An 11,742-nucleotide genomic window follows, 5' to 3' on the forward strand; every position below is an offset into this window, starting at 1 on the left:
CGATGTTTGGGCCCGGTTCAATCGTGAGCCCGTATTGCCATCTTACCGGGGGCAACCACCCCAGCCAGCCATCATCTGATAAATATGACATGGGGTGATCGCGCCGCGATTACTCCATGTTTTGCGATAACGACATGCGTAAAACAAAGACCTAAAGCGCGAAGAGCGAATCTGAAAGATCGCGACGCGCTTTAGCAGTTTGGCTTTCCGAAGCGCGGAAACGGTCACGTGCTCCATGAAGGAGCACGCACCATGACGGCTATCAGCGAAAACCGCCGCTGGCAGCCAATCGCTCGCCGGTCAGCCAGCGGGCATCATCGGAAGCGAGGAAGACCGCGACACCGGCGATATCATCCGGCTGGCCGGTGCGGCCGAGCGGAGTCTGTGCCACCAGTGTCTGCTCGAAATCCGAGCCGATGACGCCGGCGGTGTGCGTGCCCTCGGTCTCGACGATCCCCGGGAGGATCGCGTTGACCCGGATCTTGCGCGGGCCCAGTTCCTTGGCAAGCACGCTGTTGATGCCTTCCACGGCGCCCTTCGTGCCGGTATAGACCGAAGAGTCCGGTGGAGCCAGGCTGGTGACCACCGACGAGATGTTGATGACGCTGCCGCCTTCACGGAGATGCTTGACCGCCGCTTGAGTGGTCAGCAGCACGCCCAGAACGTTCACGTCGAAGATGCGGCGATACTGTTCCTCGGTCACCTGCTCGATCGGCGCGAATTCATAGACGCCCGAGTTGTTGACCAGCACGTCGAGCTTGCCGAACTCCTTGACTGCGGCATCGACTAGGCCCTGCGCCTGTTCGGCCTTCGAGACATCGCCCTGTACCGCGATGGCTTTGCCGCCGGCGGCGCTGATCGCCTCGACCACCGCATCCGCTCCGGCCTTGCTGGAGGCGTAATTGACCACGACTTGCGCACCTTCGGCCGCGAGCGCCTTGGCAATCGCGGCGCCGATCCCTTTGGAGGCCCCGGTTACGACAGCCACCTTTCCTGCGAGCTTCGCCATCTTCCATTCCTTCTGATCCGGACTGCCGCCGAAATTGGCGGCCTTGTTCCGTAGTTCAGAAATTCGGAACTGTTGATCTTGATGTCAAGGGCCGCTATATGAAAATTCATGAGACCGCTCTTTCACCCAGCGATAGAGGACATCCAGCCTGAAGCGATCCTGTATGCGCTTTCCGATCCGGAGCGGGCCGCAATTTTCGCCTGGCTTGCCGGCGCCGGCTGCGGTGGAACCTGTTCTGCGCTTGCCGATCTCGGCGACCGCACCATTCCAAAATCATCGCTCTCGAACCACTTCAAGGTGCTGCGTGAATCCGGGCTGATCCGAAGCGAGCGCCAAGGTGTGGAGATGCGCAACCAAACCCGCTGCGCAGAGCTGGATGAACGCTTCCCCGGCCTCATCAAGGCTATTCTGACGGCTTACGGACAGCTTCCCGAGCAGTGGAAGGTGGATTGAAAGCCGGGGCGTGTGGGGATTCTTCGAAGTTTGTGCCGTAAGCGTATAACCGTGTGGCCCCCTCATCCGACCCTGCGGGCCACCTTCTCCCCGCTGGGGAGAAGAGGGAGAATGTCGCTTCGTACCGACCCCGTTGGATCGAGTGCTTCCGAAGAGGCGGGTTCGTTTGCGCAGTGTCGGCGCACCTTGCTTTCCCTTCTCCCCAGCGGGGAGAAGGTGGCCCGCAGGGCCGGATGAGGGGGCCACACGGCATACCCTAATTGTAAGTATTCACTTACGCCCTCAAGCGTTTTCCGCCGTATTCTGCGGCAAAGATTGCAGCAGGGTTTGTCGCGCGGAGCGCAGGTGCACGCGGCAGGCCTTTTCGATGGCCGACTGGTCGCCGGATTCGAGCGCTGCGATATAATCCAGATGTTCGTGAATCGCCCGCTCGTTGCGCTCGCGGGCTGCCGCCTTGTTCCATTGGTAGTGATAGTGGAAGATGATGGCGATCGCATCGTAGAAATCGGCGATGAAGCGGTTCTTCGAGGCGCGGTGGATCAAGAGGTGGAAGCGCTCGTCGAGGACGGAGAAATCCTTGAAGCGCTGGTTGATGTCATCGAGCATCGCGACATGTTCCTCGCGCATGGCGGCAAGATCGGCCCAGGCCTGATTCTCGCGGGAAAGCCTGCCGAATTCGGCGGCGGAATGCAGCTCGAACATTTCGCGCACATCGGCAAGCTCGAGCGCGAATTCGCGGGTAAACCCTTTGAGCGTCCAATGGCTGTTCGGCCGCTTTTCGATCAAGCCGAAGCGGGAGAAACGGATCAGGAATTCGCGCACGCTCGTCGTGCCGGTGCCGATCTCGCGAGCAAGCTCCAGTTCGTTGATCTGCATGCCGGGTGCCGCATCATCGGCAAGGATGCGCCGCATGAAACTGCGCTCGATGATGTCATGCAGCGAATCCGTCTCTTCGGAGGGGAAGAGGTCGCGATCCGTCGGCTGGCGCAGCACGGTCTTCTGGCGCTTGTTCCAGCGGATGATGCCTTCGTCGCTGAGGCGGGTCAGGATGGCGCGCGCGGTCGAGCGGCTGACGCCGAGCTGAGCGGCGATCTCCGGCTCCGAGGGGAGCGCGGTATCGGTGCGCAGCGCGGCAGCGTAGCGATTATACGCTTCCTTGAAGACCGTGTTCTGCCTTGCCATCAGACCCCCGCTTTTCCGCCCGAATGCGCAGCGACCATACCCGCTCATAAAGCGGGATGGGGCCGAACCCAGGGCTTGTCCGGACGACCTTTATCTCATTTCCGGCCGCCTGCGGCGCATTGCCTCCCTCGTCCACAGGATCAATATTCCCGTTGACTTGAAAATGTTTATTGTAGATAAAAAACAAAATCAATGCGCAATCGCCGATGCAGCGGGCGCTTCCTTGGAGCAGGAGCATGATGCCGTTCGAAAGCCGCTCAGGCTTTTCGGCAGCATGCTCAAGGGAGAAGAGATTGGACAAACAGCCTTGGATCATCCTCTCGGCCGGAGACAATGTCGCGGTCGCAACGGCAGCCATCGCACAGGGTTCGACGGTTGCCGGCACAGAGGCCCGCCAGAAGATCGACCCCGGCCATAAGGTGGCGATTGCCGATATTCCGCTTGGGTCCCCTGTCGTGAAATACGGACAGGCGATCGGCCGCACGACGGCCGAGGTCAAGGCCGGCGACCACGTACACAGCCACAACCTGCATTTCGAAAACGACCGGCTGGCGGCGACCGCCAATTCGGCGCCGGAAACGGCGACACCTCAGGACAAGGCGCGCACCTTCATGGGCTACCGCCGTGCCGACGGGCGGGCGGCAACGCGCAACTATATCGGCATCATCGCCAGCGTGAACTGTTCCACCACGGTCTGCCGGGCCATCGCCGACGAGGCGAACCGGACGATCCTGCCGCATTACGAGGGCATCGACGGGTTCGTGCCGATCGTCCACGACCAGGGCTGCGGCATGAGCTCGACCGGCGACGGCATGAACGTGCTGCACCGGACCCTTGCCGGCTACACCAGGCATGTGAATTTCGGCGGCGTGCTGATGATCGGCTTGGGCTGCGAGGTCAACCAGCTGACGCTTTACGGCCAGAGCGGCGCGGGCGCCTCCAAGCGCCACTTCAACATTCAGGACGCCGGCGGCTCGCGCCGCGCGGTCGAGCGCGCCATGGGCGTTCTGCGCGAAATCGCCGCCGACGTGGGTCGGGAAAAGCGCGTGCCGATGTCGATCGGCGAGATCATCATCGGCCTGCAATGCGGCGGCTCGGACGGCTTTTCCGGCATCACCGCCAATCCGGCGCTCGGCGTCGCGGCCGACCTGCTGGCGGCTGCCGGCGGCACGGCGATCCTGTCGGAAACCTCGGAAATCTACGGCGCAGAACACCTGCTGCGCAGCCGCGCCGTCAGCGACGAGGTGGCAAAGAAGCTCGACGAGAAGATCGCCTGGTGGGAAGATTACGTCGCGCTCCACGGCGCCTCGCTCGACAACAACCCCTCCCCCGGCAACAAGCGCGGCGGGCTCACCACCATCCTCGAAAAGTCGCTCGGCGCCGTCGCCAAGGGCGGGCGTTCGCCGCTGACGGCTGTCTATGGTTATGCCGAACGGGTGACAGCCCCCGGCCTCGTCTTCATGGACACGCCGGGTTACGACCCGGTCTCGGCGACCGGCCAGGTGGCGGGCGGAGCGAACATGATCGCGTTTACGACTGGCCGCGGCAGCTGCTTCGGCTGCCGGCCGGCGCCGTCGCTCAAGCTTTCCAGCAATTCGGCGCTCTATGCCTCGATGGAAGAGGACATGGACATCGATTGCGGCACGATCGCCACGGGCGACGCGACGATCAGCGGCAAGGGCCGCGAGATCTTCGACCTCATCGTCGACACGGCCTCCGGCAAGAAGACGAAGAGCGAGATCTTCGGCTACGGCGATAACGAATTCGTGCCCTGGCATCTCGGCGCGACGCTCTAAGTAGACATTAAAGGCTTCGCGAGGAGGAACGATGCGGACGAGACGGATCGGCAAGACCAAGCTTGACGTGACCGAAATCAGCTACGGCGCGGCGCCGCTCGGCGGTCTCTACCGCGCATGCCCGCGCGAGCAGGCGATGGAAACGCTGCAGGCCGCCTGGGACAGCGGCATCCGTTATTTCGACGTCGCTCCCTGGTATGGGCTTGGCCTTGCCGAACGGCGCATGGGCGACTTCCTGCGCGACAAGCCGGATGGAAGTTACGTGCTTTCCACCAAGGTCGGCCGGCTGCTGAGGCCGGTGCCGACCGGCACCGTGCCCGAATACGGCTATGTCAATCCGCTCTCCTTCGATGCGGATTACGATTATTCCTATGACGGCATCATGCGCTCGGTCGAGTTCAGCTATGCGCGCCTCGGCCTCAACCGCATCGACATTCTCTACGTGCACGACATCGGCGGCTATACGCACGGCGCGGCCAAAAACGCGGTCTATCTGAAGCAGTTCCTCGATTCCGGCGTAAAGGCGCTGGAGGAACTGCGCTCCTCGGGCGCGATCTCCGCCTTCGGGCTCGGCGTCAATGAAGTCCCCGTCTGCCTCGACGTTTTGCGCCATGCCGATCTGGACTGCATCCTGCTGGCCGGACGCTATACGCTGCTCGATCGTTCGGCGGAGGAGGAGCTCCTGCCGCGCTGCCGGCAGAAGGGCACGTCGCTCGTCGTCGGCGGCGTCTTCAACTCCGGCATTCTCGCCACCGGCCCGGTGCCGGGGTCGCATTTCGATTACATGCCGGCAGATGACGACGTGCTCGCCAAGGTCGGTGCGATGGAAGCGATCGCCAAGCGCCATGGCGTGCCGCTTGCGGCGCCCGCCATGCAGTTTCCGCTGCGCGATCCGATCGTCGCTTCCGTGCTGATCGGCACGGCGAAGCCCTCGAGCCTGACGCGCAACATGGAGATCATCGAGCCGCGGCTTCCCGACGACATTTATGCCGAATTCGAACCCTATACTCTGGTCGCGCCGCCACTCGGCAGCGAAGCGGTCCGGGTCTGAGGAGACAACATGCTTAGGGGTATTCACCCGCTGCTCGGTCCCGACCTGCTCCATGCCCTGAAGACCATGGGGCATGGTGACGACATCGTCATATCGGACGCCAATTTTCCCTCCGGTTCGATGGGCCCGCCCGTCATTCGCGCCGACGGCGTGAGCGCCACGGCGATGGCGCAAGCGATCCTCACGCATATGCCGCTCGACACCTTCGTGCCGGAAACGGCATGGCGCATGGAGGTGGTCGGCGACCCTGCCGCGGTGCCAGAAGTGTGCGCGGAGTTCCAGCAGATCATTTCGAAGCGCGCCGGCGATTTCCGGATCGTGCCGGTGGAGCGCTTTGCCTTCTACGCGATGGCCCGCAAGGCTGCCTATATCGTCGCGACGAGCGAATTCCGGCTGTACGGCAACCTGATTTTGAAAAAGGGCGTCGTGCATCCGCACGAGGTCGACCTGACCTGATAGCTATTTTAGGCTATCGTTGTATTGAAATAAAATCAGTAGCTTGAGAGGAGTTTTCCGGAGTAAAAAAGCGCGATCGGCGCTCTTGCAATTTGATTGCGCCTCGGCTAGCTTCTCCCTGCAAATGTTTTTTATCGATAAAAACCCTCCGCCAGCGTTCAGCGGTCCGGTTTATTTGGAGGAGAACGCACCCTGAGAGGAGAACCCTTATGAGCATCGTGAAATCCCTTCTGTCCCGCCGCGCCTTTACCGCGCTCGCGGGTGCCGCCGTCATCGCCACGGCGATGCCGGCCACATCCTTCGCCGCCGACGTGACGATCCCGATCATCGTCAAGGACACGACGTCCTTCTACTGGCAGATCGTTCTGGCGGGCGCCCGCAAGGCCGGAAAGGATCTCGGCGTCAACGTACCGGAACTCGGCGCACAGGCCGAATCCGACGTCAACGGCCAGATCAGCATTCTGGAAAACGCCGTCGCCGGTAAACCGGCCGCCATCGTCATCTCACCGACCGAATTCAAGGCGCTCGGCAAGCCGATCGACGAAGCCGCCAAGTCCGTTCCGATCATCGGCATCGACTCGGGCGCCGACTCCAAGGCATTCAAGTCGTTCCTGACGACCGACAACGTCCAGGGCGGCCGCATCGCCGCCGACGGCCTTGCCGCCGCCATCAAGGAAATGACGGGCAAGGAAGAAGGCGAAATCGTCATCCTCACCAACCTTCCCGGCGTCGGCTCGCTGGAACAGCGCCGCGAAGGCTTCCTGGATCAGGTGAAGACCAAATATCCGGGCCTCAAGGTCATCGCCGACAAATACGGTGACGGCCAGGCGACGACCGGTCTCAACATGATGACCGACCTGATCACGGCCAACCCGAAACTCGTCGGCGTCTTCGCCTCGAACCTGATCCTGGCGCAGGGCGTCGGCCAGGCGATCGCCGAAAACAAGCTCGGCGACAAGATCAAGGTCATCGGCTTCGACAGCGACGACAAGACGGTCGGCTTCCTCAAGGACGGCGCGATCGCCGGCCTCGTCGTTCAGGACCCCTATCGCATGGGCTATGACGGCGTGAAGACCGCGCTTGCCGTCTCCAAGGGCGAGAAGGTTCCGGAAAATGTCGATACCGGCGCCAACCTCGTCACCAAGGCGAATATGGCCGATCCGAAGATCGACGCGCTCCTGAACCCGAAGATCAAGTAAAACGACAGACGGCCGCGCCGGCTTCAAAAACCGGCGCGGTCTTTTCCATCCATGGTATGTTTCCTGAGGGTGGAGAGCAGAGGCGACAAGAGGAGGAGGGGTCCATGATCGGACTGGAAGAGGTCAGTCATCGCCATGATGACAGCGCCACGCTGAAAGAGGCCAATCGGATTCCCACCGGATCGCCCATCCTCGAACTCAGAGGCCTGCAGAAGAATTACGGTCATGTCCAGGCGCTGAAACCGGCGACGCTGACCTTCCTGGCGGGCGAAATCCACGCCATCGTCGGCGAAAACGGCGCCGGCAAATCCACCCTCATCAAGCTGCTCACCGGGGTCATCACCCGCACGGCGGGCGAGGTGCTCTGGTGCGGCCATCCGGTGGGGCTCTCGACACCGAACGAAGCGATCGCCCGCGGCATCAACGCCGTGCATCAGGAAGTCGTGCTCTGCCCGCATCTGACGGTTGCCGCCAACCTCTTCCTCGGGGACGAGGTCAACCGCTACGGCCTGATGCGCAAGAAGCAGATGGAAAAGATGGGGCAGGCCGTGCTCGACGATCTCGGCTTCGGCCTGCCGGCAGGCGCACTGCTGAGCTCGCTGACGATCGGCCAGCAGCAGCTAGTCGCCACCGCGCGCGCGGCCATGCGCGGCACACAGTTCCTGATTTTCGACGAGCCCACAGCCTATCTCACCCGACAGGAATCGGCACAGCTCTTCAAGCTGATCCGCCGCCTGCAGGGCGAAGGTGTCACCATCGTCTATATCAGCCATCGCATGGAGGAAGTCTTCGAGCTTGCCGACCGTGTCTCGGTGCTGCGCGACGGCACGCATGTCGGCACGCGCCCGATCGGCGAGACCAACGAGGCCGAGCTGATCGCGCTGATGATCAACCGCTCGATCGAACAGATCTACCACAAGGAAGAGATTGCCATCGGCGAGACGATCGTCGAGGTCCGCGGCCTCTCCGGCCCAGGCTTCGAAGATGTGTCGCTAAGCGTCAAGGCGGGACAGATCGTCGGGCTCTACGGCCTGATCGGCGCCGGGCGCAGCGAATTCGCCCTCGGCCTCTACGGGCGCCAGCCGACAACATCAGGCGATGTTCAGTGGATGGGCAAACCTGTCCACATCAGAAACGAACGCACGGCGATGGAACTCGGCATTGCGCTGGCGCCCGAAAGCCGGCGCGATCAGGGGCTCTGCCTCAATCAGTCGATCGGCCTCAACATCAACCTGCCGGTATTCGGACGCCTCAGCCACGGGCCTGTCATCAACCACGCGCGTGAATCGGCGAATGCCGACAAGCAGATCCGCGACCTCAGCATCAAGACGCCGAGCCGGCGCGTTCCCGTCTCCAGCATGTCGGGCGGAAACCAGCAGAAGGTCGTCATCGGCAAGTGGCTGAGCCATGGAGCGAGACTGTTTATCTTCGACGAGCCGACCGTCGGCGTCGACGTCGGCACCAAGGCGGAGATCTACCGGCTCTTCGCCAAGCTTCTGAAGGAGGGGGCGGGCATCATCCTGATCTCCTCCTACCTGCCCGAGGTCTACGAACTGGCCGACCGGCTGCACGTCTTCCGCGGCGGCAAGATCGTCGCGAGCCATGATTTCCACGCGGCGACGCATGAACAAGTGCTCAGCGAAGCGATCGGCGTCTGAGCGCAAAAGACTAAGAGGGAGAGAACTGATGACGACCACCCCCACCGAAATCGCCGCGCCGCCACCGCGCCGGAAAATGAACATCCTGTTCGGCCTGACTCTGCTCGGCCTGCTCCTCTTCCTCTGGCTCGTGCTCGCCCTCCGGACGGACAGCTTCTGGACGCCACTCAACATTTCCAACCTGCTGCGCCAGGGCGCGATGACGGCGATCCTGGCACTCGGCCAGACCTTCGTCATCATCACCGCCGGCATCGACCTGTCGGTCGGCGCGATCGTCGGCTTCTGCACGGTCATCATCGCCTGGCTCCTGCAGGCGGGCGTGCCGCTCTGGGGCGCAATCGTGCTGACGCTCGCCATCGGCGTCGCGATCGGCGCCTTCCACGGCTTCGGTATCGTGCATATGGGCCTGCCGCCGTTCATCATCACCCTGGCGACGCTGACGTCGCTGCGCGGCATCGGCCTCCTGATCACCAACGGCTCGACGATCAGCATCACCGATGAGAGCTTCAGCAACTTCGCGCGGGCCGATTTCCTGGGTATTCCGAGCCTGTTCTGGATGGTCATCCTGGTGGCGATTCCATCCTTCATTTTCCTTCATCTCAGCCGCTGGGGCCGCTATCTCTTCGCGGTCGGCTCGAATGCGGAAGCCGCGCGCCTTTCCGGCGTCAACGTCAAGGGCATGATCTACCTCGCCTATATCCTGTCCGCCGGTTTTGCCGCCTTCGTCGGCGTGCTGCTCGCCTCGCGCATCGCGATCGGCAATGCAACACAGGCCGACGGCTGGGAACTGCAGGCGATCGCCTCCTCCGTCATCGGCGGCACCAGCCTCTTCGGCGCGGTCGGTTCGGTGCATGGCCCGCTGATCGGCGCCTTCATTCTCGCCACCATCAACAACGGCGCCAACCTTTTGAACGTCAATTCCTTCTGGCAGCGCATCATCACCGGCCTGCTGATCATCGTGATCGTCTTCTTCGACCAGCTGCGCCGCCGAAAGAGCAATTGAGCGGCTGGCAGGAGATCGCCGCCTGCCGCCCCTCATCCGCCTGCCGGCACCTTCTCCCCGCTCGCGGGGAGAAGGGCAAATGCCGCAAACCTCTCCGCCCCATCGGCGTCGTGCTGGGCACGTCCCCTCTCCCCGCAAGCGGGGAGAGGGTTAGGGTGAGGGGCAGCTATCCGCGTGAACCGAACAACAGTGGCACGACACAGAGTAAAGCGAGATCCGCCATGAAAGCAGTTGTTTGCCGGGAGCCCGGCGTGCTCGACATCGTCGAACGTCCATCACCCGCTTCACCGGCGCCCGGCTGGGTGCGGCTGGCCGTCAGCCATGTCGGCATCTGCGGCACGGATTATCATATCTTCGAGGGCAAGCATCCTTTCCTCGAATATCCCCGGGTGATGGGACATGAGATCTCGGCAACGGTGCTGGAAGCAGGCGATGGTGTGGCCTTGGCCGTCGGCACCCCCGTCATCGTCAACCCCTATCTCTCCTGCGGGCAATGTGTCGCCTGCATCAAGGGCAAGCCGAATTGCTGCACCAATATCAAGGTGCTCGGCGTCCACACGGATGGCGCCTTCTGCGAGGAGATTTCGGTTCCATCAGATAATCTCTATCCCGCCCGGGGCCTAAGCCTGGAGGCGGCGGCCACGACGGAATTTCTGGCGATCGGCGCCCATGCGGTGCGCCGCTCGCTCACCGGCGCAGGCGCCCGCTCGCTCGTCATCGGCGCCGGACCGATCGGGCTCGGGGCGGCGATCTTCTCGCGCATTGCGGGCCATGAAGTGACCCTGCTCGATACCAGCACCGAGCGGCTGCAGATGGCCGCCGAGCGCTTCGGCTTCACATCAGGCATCGTCGCCAATGAAGGAACCGCGGATGCCGTGCGGGAAAAAACCAATGGCGACGGTTTCGATGTCGTCTTCGATGCAACGGGCTACGGCCCGTCGATGGAAAAGGCTTTCTCCTTCGTCGCCCATGGTGGCGCGTTGGTGCTCGTCAGCGTCGTCAAGGACGATATCCGCTTCTCCGACCCGGAATTCCACAAGCGCGAGATGATGCTGATCGGCAGCCGCAACGCCACCCGCGTCGATTTCGAACATGTGGCGGATTCGATCGCCAAGGGGCTGGTGCCGGTCGACAAGCTCATCACCCACCGCACGGAGCTTGCCGATGCACCGCGCGATCTCGCCCGCTGGGCGCATGAGAAGAGCGGCCTGATCAAAGCTGTGATCCGCATCGGCGCCTAAAGCCCTTCCGAAGCATTCTGCGCTCAACCAATGCCGGCGATTGGCGCAACATTTCTCAATCAAAAAGCACACAGAAGAAAACGGAACTGTCCATAACTCGAAAGTTGCCGCCGGATAACCGGTGGATGTTCATCGATTGAGTGATGGAAAGGTCGAGCGATGAAAATACCAATTGCTGCCGTGGCAATGGCCGTTGCGCTGACAATGCCGCTTGTGGCGCCGGCCCATGCGCAGGTTGTCATCCAGGAAGGCCAGGGATCGGACTTCTATTCCGATCCCGACGACAACCAAACGGAAACGGATTTTCTGCGCCGATGGAACCGCCACCACGACCAGCGAAACAAATGGGGCTCGGGTTGGGGCAACTTCGGGCCGGACGATGCGGTCCGCCTGCTCGAACGGCGCGGCTATCGCGTCAGAGATGTGACGGACGTGGGCGAACGATTTCTGATCAGAGCATGGCGAGACGGAGACGATCTCCTCGTGAGCGTATCGCGCAGGGGTGAGATCATGGGCGTCGTCCACGACCGTGAGTGAGGGGTTGCGGCATACTCCCTTCTCCCCGCTGGGGCTATTAGATTCACACATTGTCGAAAGCGGATAGGAGAAGGGATACGCCGCGCTTGGCGGCCTGGAACTGTTGCCATCCGTCGAGCATGACGATCGGTCCTGGCTTGCCGTAGTAGCCGGTCCA

Annotated in this window: 12 protein-coding genes; 9 read left to right on the forward strand and 3 right to left on the reverse strand. The window is 62.4% G+C overall.

Annotated elements, in window-relative coordinates; all coding sequences use genetic code 11:
* Window positions 1–262 precede the first annotated feature (262 nt).
* Entirely contained in the window at window positions 263–1,009 is a 747-nt protein-coding gene (locus tag ATY78_RS19505; protein ID WP_088683958.1) for a glucose 1-dehydrogenase, read from the reverse strand.
* Window positions 1,010–1,117: 108 nt separating this feature from the next.
* Here ATY78_RS19505 and ATY78_RS19510 point away from each other — a divergent pair, with 108 nt between their 5' ends.
* On the forward strand, window positions 1,118–1,462 hold the full coding sequence (locus ATY78_RS19510; protein WP_088683959.1) for a helix-turn-helix domain-containing protein: 345 nt from the start codon (window positions 1,118–1,120) through the stop codon (window positions 1,460–1,462).
* Window positions 1,463–1,744: 282 nt separating this feature from the next.
* On the opposite strand, the gene ATY78_RS19515 is transcribed toward ATY78_RS19510, so the two are convergent.
* Together ATY78_RS19515 and ATY78_RS19520 are read right to left on the reverse strand one after the other, a co-directional pair.
* Complete coding sequence (locus ATY78_RS19515) at window positions 1,745–2,644, reverse strand: GntR family transcriptional regulator (RefSeq protein ID WP_088683960.1); 900 nt, start codon at window positions 2,642–2,644, stop codon at window positions 1,745–1,747.
* Window positions 2,607–2,945, reverse strand: a complete 339-nt coding sequence (locus ATY78_RS19520) for a hypothetical protein (protein WP_088683961.1) — start codon at window positions 2,943–2,945, stop codon at window positions 2,607–2,609. Before ATY78_RS19520 ends, ATY78_RS19515 begins: the two co-directional genes overlap by 38 nt.
* Here ATY78_RS19520 and ATY78_RS19525 point away from each other — a divergent pair.
* The 8 genes from ATY78_RS19525 (at window position 2,938) to ATY78_RS19560 (ending at window position 11,585) form a co-directional block, all read left to right on the forward strand.
* Window positions 2,938–4,440, forward strand: a complete 1,503-nt coding sequence (locus ATY78_RS19525) for an altronate dehydratase family protein (RefSeq protein ID WP_088683962.1) — start codon at window positions 2,938–2,940, stop codon at window positions 4,438–4,440. The genes ATY78_RS19520 and ATY78_RS19525 overlap by 8 nt on opposite strands.
* A 31-nt stretch (window positions 4,441–4,471) precedes the next feature.
* Window positions 4,472–5,491: an aldo/keto reductase gene (locus ATY78_RS19530; protein ID WP_088683963.1), complete on the forward strand. Its 1,020-nt coding sequence runs from the start codon at window positions 4,472–4,474 to the stop codon at window positions 5,489–5,491.
* A gap of 9 nt (window positions 5,492–5,500) precedes the next feature.
* Entirely contained in the window at window positions 5,501–5,947 is a 447-nt protein-coding gene (locus ATY78_RS19535; protein ID WP_088683964.1) for an RbsD/FucU domain-containing protein, read from the forward strand.
* A gap of 209 nt (window positions 5,948–6,156) precedes the next feature.
* Window positions 6,157–7,146, forward strand: a complete 990-nt coding sequence (locus ATY78_RS19540) for an ABC transporter substrate-binding protein (protein ID WP_088683965.1) — start codon at window positions 6,157–6,159, stop codon at window positions 7,144–7,146.
* Window positions 7,147–7,250: 104 nt separating this feature from the next.
* Window positions 7,251–8,804, forward strand: a complete 1,554-nt coding sequence (locus tag ATY78_RS19545) for a sugar ABC transporter ATP-binding protein (protein ID WP_088683966.1) — start codon at window positions 7,251–7,253, stop codon at window positions 8,802–8,804.
* Between the two features lie 28 nt (window positions 8,805–8,832).
* Complete coding sequence (locus tag ATY78_RS19550; RefSeq protein WP_088683967.1) at window positions 8,833–9,807, forward strand: ABC transporter permease; 975 nt, start codon at window positions 8,833–8,835, stop codon at window positions 9,805–9,807.
* 221 nt (window positions 9,808–10,028) lie between these two features.
* Entirely contained in the window at window positions 10,029–11,048 is a 1,020-nt protein-coding gene (locus ATY78_RS19555; protein ID WP_088683968.1) for a zinc-binding alcohol dehydrogenase family protein, read from the forward strand.
* A 159-nt stretch (window positions 11,049–11,207) separates the two neighbouring features.
* The gene (locus ATY78_RS19560) at window positions 11,208–11,585 is read left to right on the forward strand and encodes a hypothetical protein (protein WP_088683969.1); all 378 of its coding nucleotides are present in this window, start codon (window positions 11,208–11,210) and stop codon (window positions 11,583–11,585) included.
* Window positions 11,586–11,742 lie beyond the last annotated feature (157 nt).

Origin of the sequence: Rhizobium sp. R635, assembly GCF_002211285.1 — a bacterium.
Taxonomy (GTDB): Bacteria; Pseudomonadota; Alphaproteobacteria; order Rhizobiales; family Rhizobiaceae; genus Rhizobium.

Bases quoted from the DNA above. Each gene is read 5' to 3' on its own strand.
- ATY78_RS19505 (WP_088683958.1), bottom strand. From the start codon at position 1,009: ATGGCGAAGCTCGCAGGAAAGGTGGCTGTCGTAACCGGGGCCTCCAAA.
- ATY78_RS19510 (WP_088683959.1), top strand. From the start codon at position 1,118: ATGAGACCGCTCTTTCACCCAGCGATAGAGGACATCCAGCCTGAAGCG.
- ATY78_RS19515 (WP_088683960.1), bottom strand. From the start codon at position 2,644: ATGGCAAGGCAGAACACGGTCTTCAAGGAAGCGTATAATCGCTACGCT.
- ATY78_RS19530 (WP_088683963.1), top strand. From the start codon at position 4,472: ATGCGGACGAGACGGATCGGCAAGACCAAGCTTGACGTGACCGAAATC.
- ATY78_RS19535 (WP_088683964.1), top strand. From the start codon at position 5,501: ATGCTTAGGGGTATTCACCCGCTGCTCGGTCCCGACCTGCTCCATGCC.
- ATY78_RS19540 (WP_088683965.1), top strand. From the start codon at position 6,157: ATGAGCATCGTGAAATCCCTTCTGTCCCGCCGCGCCTTTACCGCGCTC.
- ATY78_RS19545 (WP_088683966.1), top strand. From the start codon at position 7,251: ATGATCGGACTGGAAGAGGTCAGTCATCGCCATGATGACAGCGCCACG.
- ATY78_RS19550 (WP_088683967.1), top strand. From the start codon at position 8,833: ATGACGACCACCCCCACCGAAATCGCCGCGCCGCCACCGCGCCGGAAA.
- ATY78_RS19555 (WP_088683968.1), top strand. From the start codon at position 10,029: ATGAAAGCAGTTGTTTGCCGGGAGCCCGGCGTGCTCGACATCGTCGAA.
- ATY78_RS19560 (WP_088683969.1), top strand. From the start codon at position 11,208: ATGAAAATACCAATTGCTGCCGTGGCAATGGCCGTTGCGCTGACAATG.